Origin of the sequence: Salipiger sp. PrR003, assembly GCF_010500785.1 — a bacterium.
Classification (GTDB): Bacteria; Pseudomonadota; Alphaproteobacteria; order Rhodobacterales; family Rhodobacteraceae; genus Salipiger; species Salipiger pacificus_A.
In genome coordinates, this window is sequence record NZ_JAAGOV010000054.1 from 234126 (window position 1) to 250371 (window position 16246).

Genomic DNA, 16246 nt, shown 5'->3' on the forward strand with positions numbered 1-16246 from the left:
CTCAGCTGACCTTCCCGAAGATCACGCTCGCATTGGTGCCGCCAAAACCGAAGCTGTTGGAGAGCGCATAGTCAATCTTGCGCGCGCGCTTGGCATTGGGCGCGAGGTCGATCGGCGTCTCGACCGCCGGGTTGTCGAGGTTGATGGTCGGCGGCGCGACCTGATCGCGGATCGCGAGGATCGAGAAGATCGCCTCGATGGCGCCGGCGGCGCCGAGCAGGTGGCCGGTGGCCGACTTGGTCGACGACATGGTGACATTGCCGGCGTGATCGCCGAGCAGCTTTTCGACCGCGCCGAGTTCGATGGTGTCGGCCATGGTCGAGGTGCCATGGGCGTTGATGTAGTCGATCTGGCCCGGCTCGAGGCTCGCCGACTTCAGCGCCGCGCTCATCGAGCGCAGGGCGCCGTCGCCGTCCTCGGACGGGGCGGTGATGTGGTAGGCGTCGCCCGAAAGGCCGTAGCCGATCACCTCGGCGTAGATCTTCGCGCCGCGTGCCTTGGCGTGCTCGTATTCTTCCAGAACCACGATGCCCGCGCCCTCGCCCATGACAAAGCCGTCACGGTCGGCGTCATAGGGACGGCTGGCCTTGGTCGGATCGTCGGCACGCTTGGTCGACAGCGCCTTGCAGGCGTTGAAGCCGGCGATGCCGATCTTGCAGATCGCCGCCTCGGCGCCGCCCGCGACCATCACGTCGGCATCGCCGTACTTGATGAGGCGCATCGCGTCGCCGATGGCATGCGCGCCGGTCGAGCAGGCGGTGACCACCGAGTGGTTCGGTCCCTTGAAGCCGTATTTGATCGAAACCTGACCCGAGATCAGGTTGATCAGCGCGCCCGGCACAAAGAAGGGCGACACGCGACGCGGGCCTTTTTCCTGCATCATGACGGCGGTGTTGGCGATCGAGTTGAGCCCGCCGATGCCCGAGCCGATCAGAACGCCGGTGCGCTCCTGGTCTTCCTTTTCGGTCGGCAGCCAGCCGGAATCCTCTACGGCCTGCTGCGCGGCGGCCATGCCGAAGAGGATGAAGGTGTCGACCTTGCGCTGTTCCTTCGGCTCCATGTATGTGTCGGCATTGAAGGTGCCGTCAGAGCCGTCGCCCAGCGGCACTTCGCAGGCGTAGGTGGTGGTCAGTCCCTCAGTGTCGAAGCCCTTGATCGGCCCGGCGCCCGATTGCCCGTCCAGAATACGTTCCCAGCTTTTCTCGACCCCATCCGCCAGCGGCGTGACAAGCCCCAGCCCGGTAACCACAACGCGACGCATTGCTCTGCCTCTCTATCAAGTTCCCAATGTTGACGCCGCTCATACCGCGCGGGCGGCTTGCTCGGCAAGCATAACGGTTAATTTCGGTCTGGGTTTAGACCCGGAATGCCCTCAGGCCCAGTCTGCGCCGAGATCCGCCTGCGCCCGGTCGATCCAATGCTCGCGCAGCCAGTCGCAGGGTTTGGAATGGCGGATGAAGCTTCCGTTATAGCCCTCGAGCGCCTCGGACATCTTGGGATGGCCGTGGAAACAGACCACGCGGGCATCCTCGGGGAGGCGCGGCGCATGCAGCCAATTGCCCGGGAACGGGTTGCAGTCATACTTGAACGAAACGACCCAAGGGTCCGGAATATATGTGAAAACTCCGCGATCCATCGCCTTGTGCGAGGTGTAGCGCTGTTCCGATCCGCGGGCTTTCTCGACCTCGGCATAGGCGTTCGCCGCAAGGTCCTCGTAGAGAAACCCGTGCCGCGCCGGATCGAAGCGGAACACCGAGCCGTGGCCGGTGGGCCGTCCCTTGCGCTTTTCGGTCCAGTCGTGGCGCATGGCGATGGTGCCCGGCGCAAGATCGTGGAGCTCGCCCAGCGGGCCTGTGATCACGACATCGAGATCGAAGCCCAGCACCGGCCCGTCGAGGTCGGGCACGAGCCCGGGGCGGAACAGCGACACCTTGCGCATCGCGCCCTGTCGGTTGGCCACGGCAAGCGCTGCGGCCATGGGCTCGGCGAAAGGTTCCACCGGCAGGTCGATGATTTCGATATCCGGGTGCAGCCCCTCGGCGTGCTCGGTCATGCAGAAGAAACGCACCGGGCGGTCCATGTGGCGGCGCACGCCGGAATACAGCCGGTTGACGTATTCCGGGCCAAAGGCGGTGCCCCATTTGATGCAGAAGATATTGGCGCGCATGATGATCTCCGGGTCGGTCTTGCCTGCGCTTTAGACCAAAGCGCGGGCAAGTGCCAACCTCTCGCGGGAAAAGTCGCTGTCGCCGCTAGTGCACCGAGTGGCGGATTCGCCGGACGCCCGCCCAGACCAGCAGCGCCACGGGCACCACGGCCAGAGCCGTGAGCGTGCCTTTCGAGACCCCCACCGCCTCGGAAACCGGGTAGAGCAGATACCCCACCAGCGAGACGGCATAATAGGAAATCGCCACCACCGAGAGCCCTTCGACCGTGGTCTGCAATTGCAGCTGCTGGTCGGCGCGGCGGTCGAGGCTGGCGAGGATTTCCTGGTTTTGCGCCGAGCGCTTGACCTCGACGCTGGTGCGCAGAAGCTCGCCCGCCCGCATCGCCCGCGCCGACATCTCTGCCAGCCGCTTCTCGCTGCTCTTGACGGTCCGCATGGCCGGATCAAAGCGCCGCGCCATGAACTCGCGGAAGGTCTGCCGCCCCTCGAAGCGCTCTTCCCGAAGCACCGAGATACGCTGGTTGACCAGCGCTTCGTAGGCGGCCGTGGCCGAAAGACGGAAGGCACTTTGCGCCTGTACCGTCTCGAGTTCTGCCGAGACCCCGAGCAAGGCCCTCAGCACCTCTTCCTCGGGGGTGGCGCCACTGGTCATCTCGGTGGAAAGCCGGGTGAGATTTTCGTCGATCCGCGTCAGATCGGTGCGGATCGCGCTGACCCGGGTAAAGCCGAGCATGGCCATGGTCTTGTAGACCTCGATCTCGCAGATCCGCTGCACGACGCGCCCCACCCGCTGCGCGCCGGTGGTCTCGCTGGAGAAGACGGCGAAGCGCTGGTGTCCCGCCGGGTCGATATGGAAATCCCCCGCCGCCACCAGCGCATCGTCGAGCATGGAACTCACCGCGACGCTGTCGGTGACGAACCAGTCGGCGAGGTCGGACTTGATCCGCGCGGGATCGGCCGGACGCTCGACGATGCGGATCATCGCCGAGGTCATCCGAACGCCGGGCATCGCCGCGAGCCAGTCCTCCGGAAAGACGCCGAAGTCGCGCGGATCGAAGGGCACGTCGCCGAGTCCCGGCAGGAAGGCGGTGTAGGTGACGAACTCGGTGTGCAGCTCCCACTTGATCTCGGCCTTGCCGATCCGCCCGGCGTAGTGCCGCGCATCGGGCTTCGGATGCTGCGCGCCATGACGGTCGAGCAGCTCGATCAGATGCGCGATGTCCTCGTCGCGATCGCGCGAGGCGGCATCATGCGGGCGTTTGACCGCAAGATAAACCGCCCGGCAGGGCACGTCGAGCGAGGGGAAAGGACGGGCATGAAGCTCGTTGGCAAGCTCGTAGCGCAGCGGGTGGTCTTTGATCGGCGGCATTGCTGTGGCTCCGGGATGGTGCGGCGACACTATCGCGCCCCAAGGTAATGTAAAGGAATTAATCCTTCTATATCAGGTAATTAAATGAATACATTCGTATACAACCTCAAGTGCCGCGGCGGTTCAGCCCCACCCACGGCGGGCCCGCAGCGCCTCGGGGACCGAGATCAGCAGGAGCACCGCGGCACAGATGGCAAAGAGCCAAGCCCCGACGCTGCCGAAGAGCACCGCGCCCAGCACGCCGCCCCCCGCGAAGCAAGCCAGCGTCAGGCTGTGCAGCCGCAGCTTCGCCAGCGTGTCACAGCGCGCGCCGATATTGGTGAAGAGCACCGCCAGCCCGATGCCGATGTCGGTCGCCATCCCCGAGACATGCGTCGTGCGCACCCGTGACCGCGAGATCATCGTCGTCACCGCGTTCTGCAGACCCATCACGAAGCTCAGCACGATGACCAGCAGCGCCTGCGGCGCGGCGGGCCAGATCAGGAGCAACGCTCCAAGGGCGAGGACCAGCATGCCCTCGACCGCGATGGCCTGCGCATAGATCCCCCGCCGCCCCCGCGCCTCGCCGGTCTGGATCGCCAGCGCCGCCAAGCCCGCGCCGAAGATGAAGGCCGCCACCAGCCCCAGGAAGGACAGCGCCAGCAGGACCGCGCCGCTTGCGAGGTGATCAGCGAAGGCCGAGATATTGCCGGTCATATTCGCGGTGAACGACCCCGCGATAAGAAAGCCGACCGCATTCAGTGCGCCCGAGACGGACGACAGCAGACCGGCTAGAAAAAGATCGATGACCCCGCTGCGATCATCCCCGACCCGGATCAGCATGTCTCACCCATTCCCCTCGTGACCTCGGGATCCTAGGACGCGCGGTGGCGGAGCGCAAAGACCTTGCGGCGGGTCAGCCTGACCGAAGGTCCTGCGCGACGTGGCCCCTGCCGCTGTTTCCCGGCATTTCCCGCTTCTGCAATGGCGTGGAATCTATCTGAATTACGTAGCAGTTACGGATACTTACACCCAGGAAGCTTTCCAGCTGCCTTCGCCCGCCCGAACCGCCCCTCGCGAGACCGGCTCCGAGGCAGCTCCAATTCCGCCCTGCGACAAAAAGTTGCAACCTGAATACCAGGAACGGCGTCGCAAATTTACGCCACTCCATATATCAATTCACATTCCTCCAAATTAATATGGACAGCCCCTCGGTCAGGCTCAATTCTAATATGGTAAGCTAGTTTGTGTTTTCTGTGCCTCGGGTTTTGTTGCATGGCCATATTAAAGATTTTGCCGCTCCTGTTCATGTTTGCGGCCTCCTTCGTCGAAGCGAAGGATATCGACCTCCTGCTTTTTGACGCGGACACGCAGACCAGATTTGCTGGCTGCCTGACGTGCGCCCCGCAGGAACCGGACTCCATTTGCAACGAGACGGGCAGCTATGGCTCGCGCCACCTGTCGAAAAGCCTCTGGAACATCCATGGCCCCTTCGGCTCGAAATACAGCCCGGACAGTCCCTGGAACGCGAAAGGCGCCGGGCTTGTCGTGGTCGACGCGACCGGGACGGTATTTGGGGCTTTTTCGCGCAATCCGCTGTCGCATGGCGACCAGCCGCCGATGTCCAGCGTCCGCTATATGATCACGCTTTACGACAGATATACCGACCTATCCATCGTGAGAGATCTCGTCTGCGAAAGATAATAGTCGCGCCCCTGCCAATTAACCGCCTGTGACGTTCGCGGGTCTATTGGTCCCGCAGCGAATTGCAGGGGATATCGGGTGCCTCCCTGTGGCTGGCAGGCCAAAGGAGCTGGCAAAAGAAAAGGGGGCGCGGCCTTTCGGCCCCGCCCCTCCCTGTCTTTCGAAATCGCTGCCCGGCGCTTCAGCCGTTGGCGAGTTTCGCCTCGCGGGCGGCGCGCAGGCGCGCGAAGTCGTCGCCGGCGTGGTAGCTCGAGCGGGTCAGCGGCGTCGCCGAGACCATCAGGAACCCCTTGCCGAAGGCCGCCTTCTCGTAGGAGGCGAATTCGTCCGGGGTGACGAAGCGGTCCACCCGGTGGTGCTTTGGCGTCGGCTGCAGGTATTGGCCGATGGTCAGGAAGTCGATGTCGGCGGTGCGCATGTCGTCCATCACCTGCACGACCTGCTGACGCTCCTCGCCAAGGCCGACCATGATGCCGGACTTGGTGAAGATATGCGGGTCCATCTCCTTGACCCGCTGCAGCAGGCGCAGCGAGTGGAAGTAACGCGCGCCGGGGCGCACGGTGGGATAGAGGCCGGGCACGGTCTCGAGGTTGTGGTTGAACACGTCGGGGCGCGCCGCGACTACGGTCTCCAGCGCGCCGGGCTTGGACTTGAGGAAGTCGGGCGTCAGGATTTCGATGGTGGTCTCGGGCGAGCGGTGCCGGATCGCGCGGATGGTCTGGGCGAAATGCTCGGCCCCGCCGTCGTCGAGATCGTCGCGGTCCACCGAGGTGATCACCACGTGGTTCAGGCCCAGTTTGGCAACCGAGTCGGCAACCCGGCCGGGCTCGAAGACGTCGAGCGTCTCGGGACGGCCGGTCGCGATGTTGCAGAAGGTGCAGCCACGGGTGCAGATATCGCCCATGATCATCATGGTCGCGTGGCCCTGGCTCCAGCACTCGCCCACGTTGGGGCAGCCGGCCTCTTCGCAGACGGTGACGAGCTTGTTCTCGCGCATGATGCGGCGGGTTTCGTTGTAGCCCGCGCCGCCGGGCGCCTTGACGCGAATCCAGTCCGGTTTCTTGGGCTGGGCATTGTCGGGACGATGCGCCTTCTCCGGATGGCGCTGCGCCGGGATCTTCAGGTCTCGCAAAGCGTTTCCCCCGCGATGTGGGTCAGGTTGCCCCGGAGGATAGACCTCTTCCGCGAGAGGTTCCAGCCCCGCCCCCGGTTCGGTCCCGCCGCCGGGACTGCACGTATCGCCGCCTCCCCTACGCCGATCCTGCGCAAAGCGCAATCGGCGGGCAGGCCGCGGCCATTCCGGGCCCGCCAGCGCCGCAACCCCAGGCTTCTGCTTGCGCCCGCCGCTCGGCCCTCCTATCCCCACCTCAAGGGAAGAGACCCGACTTTGATTGTTTCTGAAAGGACACCAGAATGAGAACCGGCGTTGCACTGCCCAATGTCACCTTCCGTACCCGCGTCCGCGACGAGTCCCTCGAAGGCCCGAACCCCTTCCGCTGGCAGGACATGACCACGGCGGATTACTTCAAGGGCAAGCGGGTGATCCTCTTCTCGCTGCCGGGCGCCTTCACCCCGACCTGCTCGACCTACCAGCTGCCGGGCTTCGAAAAGAACGCCGAGACCTTCCGCGCGCAGGGCATCGACGAGATCTACTGCATGTCGGTCAACGACAGCTTCGTGATGAACCAATGGGCGAAATCGCAGAACCTCGATGCGGTCAAGGTGATCCCCGACGGCTCGGGCGAGTTCACCCGCCGCATCGGCATGCTGGTGAACAAGGACAACCTGGGCTTTGGCATGCGCTCCTGGCGCTATGCGGCGATCATCGACGACGGCGTGGTCGAGGCATGGTTCGAAGAGCCCGGCCTGTGCGACAACCACGGCGAGGATCCCTACGGCGTGTCGAGCCCGGAAAACCTGCTGGAGTACCTGGCGAACGCAAAGAGCGAAGCGGCGGCGTAAGCCCTTCGCCGAAGCGATGCGGAAAGCGGGCCATTGCGGCCCGCTTTTTCATTTTGGGCTGCACCCGCCCGGTCCAGCCCAGCCCCGCCCGACCCCAGGTCAAAGCCATCGGGCGCGCGGATTCATCCCGAGATGCGCACCAGGTGATTGTCCCAGGCCACATCCGCCCGGCGCAGCGGCTTCGGCGTCTCGCCCTGCACCAGGATCAGCCCGCCGAGCCCGTCGCTGGCCATGTACCCGCCGTCGTGGGTTGCCAGCCCGCAAACATCCGTGCGCGACACCGCCCCGAGAAAATCTCCCGTCTCCGAAAAGCGGTGCATCCGCCCGCCGCGCGGCGAGGTGATGGCGATCTCGCGCCCTTCGCCGGCGAAGGCGACGCTGCCCGCGTAGCCCTTCATCACCAGCTCATCCTCGAGCGGCGCATCGCAGAGCACCGGCGCCTCGCCCCGGCGGTGCAGCCCCAGAAGCGGCGTCGCCGCCCCCGCCTCGCCCTGCCACTGCATGCAGAAGCCCACCAGCCCGTCGGGCCGCAGCGCAAGATGGCGGATCGAGTTCTGCTGCAGCTCGGGCGCGAGTTCGACCATCTCCAAGAGCGCGCCGTCAAGGCCCACGTAGGCGAGGTTCGGCTGCATCGTGTCGATGTTGAGCTGATTGCGGTCGAAGGCATCGGTCTGGATGCCGCCATTGGCGATGACGAGGCTCTGCCCGTCCGGCATCAGCCGCAGCTCATGCGGGCCAAGGCCATGGGTCGGGAAATCCGAGACCCGCCGGTAGCCGGCCTCCACGTCCCAGATGCCGACGCGCCCGGCGCTGCCCTCGGCCACCTGCTCGGAGGTGAAGAGCACCGTGCCGTCGGCGGAAAAGGCGCCGTGGCCGTTGAAGCTGTGGCCCTCGGGGGCACTCAGCTCGTGCAGCACTTCGCCCGACGTGCAGTCAATGACCAGCGCGTAGGTGCCCGGGCGGCGGGCAAAGCCCACGGCCTCGGCGCGGGTGGGATGGGCGCAGGCGGCATGGCCGCGCGCCGGCAGCGGCACGCGGAAGGCCTCCTCGCCGCCCTCGCGCAGGCCGATCAGCACGAAACTGCCGTCGGCCTGCTTTGCCGCCGCCAGATAGGTGGGGTCGCCCACCGCCGCCCAGCCGGTCGCGGGGGCGGCAGAGACGGCCAGAAGGCTGGCGATGAAAGAGCGCCGTGTTGTCATGTGATCAGTCCCCGTCGCCCGAATTGAAGCCCGGCTGGATGCCGAGCCGCGTGCCGATCTCGAGCTCCAGGGCATCGCTCAGCGCGCGCACCTGCTGCTGGAGGATCTCGACGTGCAGGCGCTCCGTCGGGTCGTCGACCTTCTGGAAGCTCGGATCCTCGACCCGCTGCGCCAGCTCGTACAGCCGCTCAAGCGCCGCCTTGCTCTGCGGAAGCTCCCAATCGGCAAGCGCGGCGGCCATGTCGTAGGCGCCCTGCGAATCCTGCAGCACGTTGCGCAGGCTGCGGCCCGAGCGCCAGGCCTCGGCGCGGGTCGGGCGCGGCCGCTCGAAGGTCCCGAGGGGCCGGCCAAGGCGTGTGTCGGCGGTGAACTCGAGCCCGGTGAGGATCTGCGTGTAGAGCGCCCGGATCGCTTCGTCCTCGGCCATGTAGGTGGCGTTGCCCTCCTGCCCGGCGGTGCGCAGCACGTCGGCGAACTGCCCCTCCCAGCCGGCATCCAGAGACGCCGCCTGACGGGCGAGATCGCGGGTCATGGTCTGCACCAGCGTGCAGGCATAGCTGCCCTTCTCGTAGTCCGAGAACTCCGGATCGTAGAGCATGTACTCCAGCGGGTAGAGCCCGCGCGCGGCGATCGAGACATCGCCGTAGGCCACCGGATCGCGGCCGATCTCTTCCTCGCCCGCGATCAGCCGCTTCAGCGTCTTGGGGGTGAAGCCGCGGCTGTCGGGCCAGAAGGCCACGGGCAGCGCCCCGGTCTCGGAAGGGCCTATGTGGATGTCGGCCACCGCGTTCCACATGTCGAAGGCATGCATCCAGAGGTCCTGCAGCGACGCGGCGGTGCAATCGGCCTGCGCCGCACCGGCGAGCGTTTCGGTGGCCTGCGCGAAGCCGGCGAAGGCGGGCAGGATATGCGCGCTCAGGGCCTCGGGCACACCGGCTCCGGCAGGGGCGGCAAGCGGCGCGGCAAGGGGCACCGCCAGCAGGGCGGCGCAAAGGGTCAGGCTGGTCTTCATTCACAAACTCTCCAGATACCGGATCAGCGCCGCGCGGTCCGCCGGCACCATGGAAACCACCTTGCCACGCTGCGTTTCGGCCTCGCCGCCATGCCAGAGGATCGCCTCCAGCAGGCTGCGGGCCCGTCCGTCGTGCAGATAGGTGGTGTGGCCGCTCACCCGCTGGGTGAGGCCAATGCCCCAGAGCGGCGCGGTGCGCCATTCGCGCCCCGTGGCGCGGCCCTCGGGGCGATGGTCCGCCAACCCCTCGCCCATGTCATGCAGCAGCATGTCGGAATAGGGCCAGATCAGTTGGAAGCTCTGCTCGGGCTGAGCGTCGAGCCTGTGGGTGACGAATTTCGGGGTGTGACAGGCGGGGCAGCCGGTCTCGTAGAAGACGCGCTTGCCCTCCAGCACTTGCGGGTCGTCCACGTCGCGCCGCGCCGGCACGCCGAGGTTGCGGCTGTAGAAGGTGACCAGCTCGAGCGCCGTGCTATCCGCCTCGAAGCCGCCGCGCTCGGGATCGTCGCCCCCCGGCGCCGCGCGGCAGGCGGTCTGTGCGGCGGTGCAATCGCCCCACTTGTCGGGATGCAGCGGCGTCGAGATGCCGATGTCGCTGGCAAAGGCTGCCGAGGATTGCTCGCGGATCGTCGCCATCCCCGCCTTGTGACCAAAGCGCCCAAGCATGGGGGCATCGTGCTCCAGCGACCAGACAATCGCGGCGCGGCCGGAAATGCCATCGCCATCCGCGTCCTCGGGGTCTGCCAGCGCGAGGATGTCCTGCGCCGGGATCGCCTCGAGCAGGCCAAGGCCGATCATCTGCGGCGCGACGCGCGGGCTGAGCATGGCCCCTTCGCCGAGCGGGCCATAGGCGAGATCACCCGCCGCGTAGCTGGGCACCCGCAGCGAGGCGCTCTCGCCGCCCGAAAGCGGCACCGGGCGTTCCTCGTAGCTCACCTCGAAGCGCGCCTCGCCGCCCTGTCCGACGGTGGCGAAATCCTGGATCTGGGTGCCGTAGACCGGGTCGGGGTCAGTGGCGATCCACTCGGCGATCCGCGGCATCTCGGCACCGGGATCGGCGGGCACCGAGACCCGCAGGAAGATCGACACCGCGCCGTCGTCCGGCCCCGCAGGCGGATGGCCGCGCCCGTCCTTCAAGTGGCAGTTCTGGCAGCCACGCGCGTTGTAGAGCGGCCCCAGCCCGTCCGACGCGCGGGTCGACGAGGGCGAGGACACCCAGAGCTTGCGAAAGAGCCCGTTGCCCACCTTGAACTCGAGCTCGCGGTCGAACTCCATGTTGCCCGAGGGCTGCGAAAAGGCCTCGGCACTGCGCAGAGGGCGCACGGTGGCCGCCCCTGCGGGCAGCTCCTCGAACTGCTCGGGGGCCGAGAAGTCCTGCGCCCAGGCGGTCACCGCGGCGATGCGCTTGCTCTCGTCCTCGGTGCGGGGAAGGATGTGAAGATGCAGGTCCTGCAGCCCGGGCGCTATCCCGTCAGCGGGTGAGCCCTCGGCAGCAAGGGACGCGCCGCCCGCGAGGGCGGCGCAGAGCGCGAGGCTACTCGGCTTCGTCCATCTTGGACGCGTTGAGAAGCGCATAGCGTTCTTCTCCGAGCTTTTCGTAGAGGTCCAACTGTGTCTCGAGGAAGTCGATATGCCCTTCCTCGTCCATCAGCAACTCCTCGAAGAGTTTCATCGTGACGTAGTCGCCGGCGGAATTGCAGTACTCGCGGGCTTCCTTGTAGAGCGCGCGGGCTTCTTGCTCGGCGGCGAGATCGGCCTCGAGCGTCTCCTTGGGAGTCTGGCCGATGCGCAGCGGGTCGAGCTTCTGCAGGTTGGGGTGACCGCCGAGGAAGATGATCCGGGTGATCAGCTTGTCCGCATGGTGCATCTCCTCGATGCTTTCCTCGCGGCTCTTCTTGGCCATGTGGCCAAGCCCCCAGTCCTCCTGCAGCCGGTAGTGCAGCCAGTACTGGCTGACCGCGGTGAGTTCAGAACGCAGTGCCTTGTTGAGGTACTCGATGACTTTCTCGTCGCCCTTCATAAGCGCCTTCCTGTGTTGATCTGCCTCCGCGCAGGTTGCGCAGGTGCATGGGTACCTCCAGATTGTCGTTGCGTCGCATGGTTTGCAAGAACAGCGGCATGCACCCCCCGCAATCGGCAGCTTTACCCAAGGCGTGGTAAATTTTTCCGGGCGTGATGATCGTCTGCGGGTCGGAGTGCCGCATCCAGTCGATCGCCGCATGTATGTCGCGATCCGAGATACCCATGCAGTGGCAGACGATCATCGTTCCGGTCCTTTTTACTGGAAGACGGAGGTGGGGCTGTCGAGGCTGTCGGACCCTTCGAACTCGATGCCCTCGAGCGCCAGAGAGGTCACGATGCGCTCAATGGTCCGGGTCTGGTCGATAAGACCGTTGACGCCGCCCATGATCAGCGCCTCGCCCTTCTCGTTGCCCGCCTCGAGCATCTGGTCATAGGCAAAGCCCTCTTCTTCGGCAGCGGTCTTGATCGCACCGAGCGCGGCCATCGTGGCGTCGAGCTTGGCCTTCATCTCGGCGTCGAGCTCCGGCGATGTCTCGGACACCAGATCGCTCAGCGACGCGCCCTCGACGGTGCTGCCGTCGACGCGGGTGTAGCTGCCGAGATAGACGTTCTGGATGCCCTTGCCGTCGTAGAAGTGCGAGTTGTGGGTGTTGTCCGAGAAGCAGTCATGCTCTTCCTCGGGGTCGTTGAGCATCAGCCCGAGGCGCATGCGCTCGCCCGCCTGCTCGCCGTAGGAAAGCGAGCCCATGCCGGTCAGCATTGCCACGATGCCCGCGTCGGCATCGGCGCTGACCTCTTCGCGCGCCGCGCCGCCCTCGGCCCAGTTCGCCGCCATTTCCTCGAGGTCCGAGACCAGCAGCTGGGTGACAGACGTAAGATAGGCCGCGCGGCGGTCGCAGTTGCCGCCGGTGCAGTCATCACCGACGACGTAGTCGGTATAGGGACGATCCCCAGCGCCCGGCTCGGTGCCGTTGAGGTCCTGTCCCCAGAGCAGGAACTCGATGGCATGATAGCCGCGCGCCACGTTGGTCTCGATGCCGTCCGCCTCGTTCAGCGTGTCGGCGATCAGCTCGGGCGTGATCAGCGACGCGTCGACTTCCTGACCCGCCAGCTCCAGCGTCGGGTTGGCGATCACATTGGAGGCCGCGAAGGGGTTTTCGTCCGAGGCACCGCCGTAGCTTTCGTCCACGTAGTCGATCAGACCCTCGTCCAGCGGCCAAGCGTTCACCTTGCCTTCCCACGCGTCGACGATCGGGTTGCCAAAGCGGAAGACCTCGGTCTGCTGGTAGGGGTTGCGCGCAGCCAGCCAGGCCTCGCGCGCGCCCGCCAGCGTGTCCTCGGACGGCGCGGCGATCAGCGCGGCTACCGCGTCCTGCAGCGCCTTGGCGGTGCTCAGGCTGTCCTCGTAACCGGCCTGCGCGATGTTCGCGTAGGTCTCGATGACAGCGGCCTTGTCGGTCGCGGCCAGCGCCGGAGCGGCGATGGTCAGCGCGAGTGCGGATGTGGTCAGGAATTTCATCTAGGTCTGTCCCCTCGTGGCTTTATTATTGGTGTTGCGGCTGGCGGCGACGTCTTACTTGGTCAGGATCAGCTTGCCCGCCTTGGTGATGCGCAGCGTGTAGACCTGCCCATCGAGTTCGATCTCGGCAAGGTTGCCGCTCTCGGTCAGCAGGCGCGCATCGTGACGCGGAATTACGGGTTGTGCTACGTCGGTTTTGAACCGGTCAATCATCATTGTCTCACTCCTCGTGCGGAACGCGCCTGCGGCTCGTCGCGCGAATTTTCCACGCGGTCGAGAAGCGCCTCGAGCGCCCCCTCCGCCGGCCAGAAGGCACCGAAGACCATGGCAAGAAGGTCGGCCCGCGCCGCGCAGGCCTCGGCCGCGGTCGAATACCCGATCTCGTGCTTCACGACGGCCCCTTCTCTTCCAGTGGCTTCGACTGTCGGCTCCCCCGGGCACCGGATCGTAATCGGCACGAGGTGGCTTGCTTGCGGACAAAACTGAGCAAATAGATCGGGTTTGTCAATCCGACAAATTTCGTCGGACATCACAAGTTCAGAAGTCCCGGCGAAATTGTACCCTGTTCGCGTTGCGGTCGCCGATGAGATGCGCAATCACTTGCGCAAAGGGGACATCATGGCCGACTTCCGCTTCATCCACGCCTCCGACCTTCACTTGGGCCGGCGCTTCGCCGCCATGCCCGAGGAGATCCGTCCGCATCTTGCCGAGGCACGCCACGGCGCGATCCCGCGGCTCGCGGGCGCCGCCCGCGCGGCGGGCGCGGCGCATGTGCTGATCGCCGGGGATCTCTTCGACACGCCCACCCCGAGCCCGCGGGTGCTCGTGCAGGCGCTCCATGCCTTCGGAGCCGAGGAAGACCTCACCTGGTGGGTGCTGCCCGGCAACCACGACAGCCTCGGGGCCGAGGCACTCTGGTCCGAGGTCGCCGCCCGCGCCCCCGCCAACCTGCGCCTGCTGGACACAGCCGAACCGATCGAGATGGCGCCCGGCGCCTGGCTGCTGCCCGCGCCCCTGCCTCGGAAGTTCCCGGGCTACGATCTCACCGCCTGGATGCCCGCCGCCGAGACACCCGAAGGCGCGCTGCGCATCGGTCTCGCGCATGGCGCCGTGCGCAGCTTCGACGAGGACGACGCCCGCGCCTCCGAGGTGATTCCGCCCGACCGGGCCGAGAGCGCCCGTCTGGACTACCTCGCGCTCGGCGACTGGCATGGGCAGATCGCCCTCGGCCCGCGCACCCGTTACTCCGGCACGCCCGAGCGCGACGGCTTCCGTCACGAGGGCCGCGGCGGTTGCCTTTCGATCACCCTCACCGGCCCCGGCGAGCCTCCCCGGATCGACTCCATCGAGACCGGCCTCTACCACTGGCAGGACATCGCCCTGCCGCTGCTGCCCGTTCAGGACGCGGCCCAGGCCCTGCACGACGCCCTGCCCGAGGGCCGTGCGGCCCGCCGCGACCACCTGCTGCGCCTGCGCGCCGAGGGTCGCACCACGCTCGCCGGGCGCGCCGCTCTGGAAGAGGCCGCCCGCGAGGTCGCCCCCGACTTCGGCTATTTCGAGCTCGACACGACCGCGCTTGGCACCGAGCACGAGCTGTCGGACCTTGATGCCATCGACCGCGCCGGAGCGCTGCGCATCGCCGCCGAGCGGCTGGCCGAGGCGGCCGAGGACACCGACGCCGCCGCGCGCGAGCGCGCCGTCGCCTCCGCAGCGCTGAACCGCCTCTACGGGCTGCTGCAGGAGGGCAAGACATGAAGCTGCTTTCGGTCACCCTCTCGGACGTCCGCCGCTTTGCCCGCCCGGTGACGGTGCAGGGCTTCGGCCCCGGTCTCAACGTGCTGTCCGCGCCCAACGAGGACGGCAAATCCACGCTCTTCGATGCGCTGCAGGCGCTGTTCTTTGTCCCGCACCGCAGCCGCGCTAAGGAAATCTCCGCGCTGCGCCCGCACGCAGGCGGCGCGCCCATGGTCTCTGCCGAGATCGAGGATGACGGCCGCCGCTACCGGCTCACCAAGCGCTGGCTCTCGCGCCCCATGGCAGAGGTCCACGAGGGCACCCGCCTCGTCGCCAAGGGCGAGGCGGCGGAAGAGTGGCTCTCGGCCCTCACCCAATCGCCCGAGGACGGGGGCCCCGCGGGGCTGCTCTGGGTGCGGCAAGGGCTTGTGGCGCTCGACCAGGGCGAGAGGCGCGAGCAGGACCATGCCCACAAGGCCCGGCGCGACCTTCTCTCCTCGGTTGCGGGCGAGGTCGAGGCGCTGACCGGCGGCCGCCGGATGGATCGCGCGCTGGCTCAGACCGAGGCCGCGCTTGCCGAGTTGGTCACCGCCTCGGGCAAACCCAAGGCGGGAGGGCCACTGAAGGCCGCCGAGGACGAGGTGGCGGAGCTGAGCGCCCGGCGCGACACGCTGACCGACACTGCACAGGCGCTGGAGCAGGCCATCGCCGACCGCCGCCGGCTGCGCAGCGAGCTTTCCGAGCTGCAGGACCCCGAGGCGCAGGCCGCCCGCGAGGCGCGGCTCACCGAGGCGCGCGCCGCCGCCGAGACCGCCCGCGCCTTTGCCGAGCGCCAGAAACGCGCCGCTGAACAGGTCGCCGCGCTCGAGGCGCGCCGCGACGCCGCCGCCGAGAGAGCCGTGGCGCTCACCCGCGCCCGCGCCGCCGTCGCCGAGGCCGAGACCCGGCTTGCGGGGCTTGTCGAGACAGAGGCAGAGGCCAGCGCGACCGCCACCGCCGCGAAGACAAAGCTGGCCGAGGCGACCACCACCCGCGACGCAGCCCGCGCCGCGCAGCGCGCCGCGCAGAAAGATCAGGCCGCCGCGCAGGAGGCGGCGCAGCAGGCGCGGGTGAAGGCCGAGCGCTCGGCGCTGGAAAAGCGCCTGACCGAGGCGCGCACCCTGGCGCAGGCCGAGCAGGCCGCGAACACCGCAGCGCAGCGCGGCCCGGACACAGCAGCGATGGAGTCGCTCGACCGCGCGCTGACCGAACTGCGCGTGCAAGAGGAACTCCACGCCCGCACCGCCCCCAAGCTGCGGCTTGACTACGCCCCCGGCGCTGCCGAGGTGCTGCTCGACGGCACGCCCCTGCCCGATGCCAGCGAGCGCCCCCTCGATGGACCCGCAACGCTCGAGCTGCCCGGCATCGGCCGCCTGTCGCTCGATCCCGGCGCCGCCGCGCAGACCGGCGCGCTGGACGAGGCGCGCGAGGCCCTGGCAGCCGCACTCGCCGCCACAGGCTGCGACAGTCCCGAGGGCGCGCGCGAGGCAGCCCGTGCCCGCCGCAGGGCGCAAGCCCAGCTGCAGGAAACCCGCGCCGC

General features: G+C 67.3%; 16 protein-coding genes and 1 pseudogene. 4 read left to right on the forward strand and 13 right to left on the reverse strand.

What is annotated here, in order from left to right; translation table 11 throughout:
* Position 1: 1 nt before the first annotated feature.
* From fabF to G0D83_RS20545, 4 genes are all read right to left on the reverse strand, one after another.
* Positions 2–1261, reverse strand: coding sequence for a beta-ketoacyl-ACP synthase II (gene fabF / locus G0D83_RS20530; RefSeq protein WP_164196577.1), 1260 nt, complete (start codon positions 1259–1261; stop codon positions 2–4).
* A 111-nt stretch (positions 1262–1372) separates the two neighbouring features.
* Positions 1373–2167 carry a glycosyl transferase gene (locus tag G0D83_RS20535; RefSeq protein WP_164212996.1) on the reverse strand — a complete coding sequence of 265 codons (795 nt, stop codon included), beginning with the start codon at positions 2165–2167 and terminating at the stop codon, positions 1373–1375.
* An 85-nt stretch (positions 2168–2252) separates the two neighbouring features.
* Positions 2253–3536: a DUF3422 family protein gene (locus G0D83_RS20540; RefSeq protein ID WP_164196578.1), complete on the reverse strand. Its 1284-nt coding sequence runs from the start codon at positions 3534–3536 to the stop codon at positions 2253–2255.
* Positions 3537–3659: 123 nt separating this feature from the next.
* Positions 3660–4358, reverse strand: coding sequence for a YoaK family protein (locus G0D83_RS20545; protein ID WP_164196579.1), 699 nt, complete (start codon positions 4356–4358; stop codon positions 3660–3662).
* 432 nt (positions 4359–4790) lie between these two features.
* Here G0D83_RS20545 and G0D83_RS20550 point away from each other — a divergent pair, with 432 nt between their 5' ends.
* Entirely contained in the window at positions 4791–5219 is a 429-nt protein-coding gene (locus G0D83_RS20550) for a hypothetical protein (protein WP_164196580.1), read from the forward strand.
* A 181-nt stretch (positions 5220–5400) separates the two neighbouring features.
* On the opposite strand, the gene lipA is transcribed toward G0D83_RS20550, so the two are convergent.
* Positions 5401–6351, reverse strand: a complete 951-nt coding sequence (gene lipA / locus G0D83_RS20555) for a lipoyl synthase (RefSeq protein ID WP_164196581.1) — start codon at positions 6349–6351, stop codon at positions 5401–5403.
* Between the two features lie 281 nt (positions 6352–6632).
* On the opposite strand from lipA, the gene G0D83_RS20560 reads away from it, so the two are divergent.
* Entirely contained in the window at positions 6633–7181 is a 549-nt protein-coding gene (locus G0D83_RS20560) for a peroxiredoxin (protein WP_108965190.1), read from the forward strand.
* Between the two features lie 122 nt (positions 7182–7303).
* On the opposite strand, the gene G0D83_RS20565 is transcribed toward G0D83_RS20560, so the two are convergent.
* The 8 genes from G0D83_RS20565 to G0D83_RS20600 are packed head-to-tail and all read right to left on the reverse strand — an operon-like array spanning position 7304 to position 13325.
* Entirely contained in the window at positions 7304–8380 is a 1077-nt protein-coding gene (locus G0D83_RS20565; RefSeq protein ID WP_164196582.1) for a DUF1513 domain-containing protein, read from the reverse strand.
* Positions 8381–8384: 4 nt separating this feature from the next.
* Positions 8385–9392 carry an imelysin family protein gene (locus G0D83_RS20570; protein ID WP_164196583.1) on the reverse strand — a complete coding sequence of 336 codons (1008 nt, stop codon included), beginning with the start codon at positions 9390–9392 and terminating at the stop codon, positions 8385–8387.
* The gene (locus G0D83_RS20575) at positions 9393–10967 is read right to left on the reverse strand and encodes a di-heme oxidoredictase family protein (RefSeq protein ID WP_164196584.1); all 1575 of its coding nucleotides are present in this window, start codon (positions 10965–10967) and stop codon (positions 9393–9395) included. It lies immediately after the preceding gene.
* Positions 10927–11412: a bacterioferritin gene (gene bfr / locus G0D83_RS20580; RefSeq protein WP_108965186.1), complete on the reverse strand. Its 486-nt coding sequence runs from the start codon at positions 11410–11412 to the stop codon at positions 10927–10929. Before bfr ends, G0D83_RS20575 begins: the two co-directional genes overlap by 41 nt.
* The gene (locus G0D83_RS20585; protein ID WP_108965185.1) at positions 11360–11656 is read right to left on the reverse strand and encodes a bacterioferritin-associated ferredoxin; all 297 of its coding nucleotides are present in this window, start codon (positions 11654–11656) and stop codon (positions 11360–11362) included. Before G0D83_RS20585 ends, bfr begins: the two co-directional genes overlap by 53 nt.
* Before the next feature lie 14 nt (positions 11657–11670).
* Positions 11671–12933, reverse strand: a complete 1263-nt coding sequence (locus G0D83_RS20590; RefSeq protein WP_164196585.1) for an imelysin family protein — start codon at positions 12931–12933, stop codon at positions 11671–11673.
* Positions 12934–12987: 54 nt separating this feature from the next.
* Positions 12988–13146, reverse strand: a complete 159-nt coding sequence (gene hemP, locus G0D83_RS20595) for a hemin uptake protein HemP (RefSeq protein WP_370457288.1) — start codon at positions 13144–13146, stop codon at positions 12988–12990.
* Positions 13146–13325 carry a hypothetical protein gene (locus G0D83_RS20600; RefSeq protein WP_164196586.1) on the reverse strand — a complete coding sequence of 60 codons (180 nt, stop codon included), beginning with the start codon at positions 13323–13325 and terminating at the stop codon, positions 13146–13148. Before G0D83_RS20600 ends, hemP begins: the two co-directional genes overlap by 1 nt.
* Positions 13326–13551: 226 nt before the next feature.
* Here G0D83_RS20600 and G0D83_RS20605 point away from each other — a divergent pair, with 226 nt between their 5' ends.
* Together G0D83_RS20605 and G0D83_RS20610 are read left to right on the forward strand one after the other, a co-directional pair.
* Entirely contained in the window at positions 13552–14688 is a 1137-nt protein-coding gene (locus G0D83_RS20605) for a metallophosphoesterase (protein ID WP_164196587.1), read from the forward strand.
* Positions 14685–16246, forward strand: a pseudogene (locus tag G0D83_RS20610) (chromosome segregation protein SMC); the annotation flags it as partial. The gene G0D83_RS20605 and the pseudogene G0D83_RS20610, both read left to right, overlap by 4 nt.

Excerpts from the sequence above, each read along its gene's own strand:
- fabF (WP_164196577.1), bottom strand. The coding sequence starts at position 1,261 with ATGCGTCGCGTTGTGGTTACCGGGCTGGGGCTTGTCACGCCGCTGGCG.
- G0D83_RS20535 (WP_164212996.1), bottom strand. The coding sequence starts at position 2,167 with ATGCGCGCCAATATCTTCTGCATCAAATGGGGCACCGCCTTTGGCCCG.
- G0D83_RS20540 (WP_164196578.1), bottom strand. The coding sequence starts at position 3,536 with ATGCCGCCGATCAAAGACCACCCGCTGCGCTACGAGCTTGCCAACGAG.
- G0D83_RS20545 (WP_164196579.1), bottom strand. The coding sequence starts at position 4,358 with ATGCTGATCCGGGTCGGGGATGATCGCAGCGGGGTCATCGATCTTTTT.
- G0D83_RS20550 (WP_164196580.1), top strand. The coding sequence starts at position 4,791 with ATGGCCATATTAAAGATTTTGCCGCTCCTGTTCATGTTTGCGGCCTCC.
- G0D83_RS20560 (WP_108965190.1), top strand. The coding sequence starts at position 6,633 with ATGAGAACCGGCGTTGCACTGCCCAATGTCACCTTCCGTACCCGCGTC.
- G0D83_RS20565 (WP_164196582.1), bottom strand. The coding sequence starts at position 8,380 with ATGACAACACGGCGCTCTTTCATCGCCAGCCTTCTGGCCGTCTCTGCC.
- G0D83_RS20570 (WP_164196583.1), bottom strand. The coding sequence starts at position 9,392 with ATGAAGACCAGCCTGACCCTTTGCGCCGCCCTGCTGGCGGTGCCCCTT.
- G0D83_RS20575 (WP_164196584.1), bottom strand. The coding sequence starts at position 10,967 with ATGCGCTTCTCAACGCGTCCAAGATGGACGAAGCCGAGTAGCCTCGCG.
- bfr (WP_108965186.1), bottom strand. The coding sequence starts at position 11,412 with ATGAAGGGCGACGAGAAAGTCATCGAGTACCTCAACAAGGCACTGCGT.
- G0D83_RS20585 (WP_108965185.1), bottom strand. The coding sequence starts at position 11,656 with ATGATCGTCTGCCACTGCATGGGTATCTCGGATCGCGACATACATGCG.
- G0D83_RS20590 (WP_164196585.1), bottom strand. The coding sequence starts at position 12,933 with ATGAAATTCCTGACCACATCCGCACTCGCGCTGACCATCGCCGCTCCG.
- hemP (WP_370457288.1), bottom strand. The coding sequence starts at position 13,146 with ATGATTGACCGGTTCAAAACCGACGTAGCACAACCCGTAATTCCGCGT.
- G0D83_RS20605 (WP_164196587.1), top strand. The coding sequence starts at position 13,552 with ATGGCCGACTTCCGCTTCATCCACGCCTCCGACCTTCACTTGGGCCGG.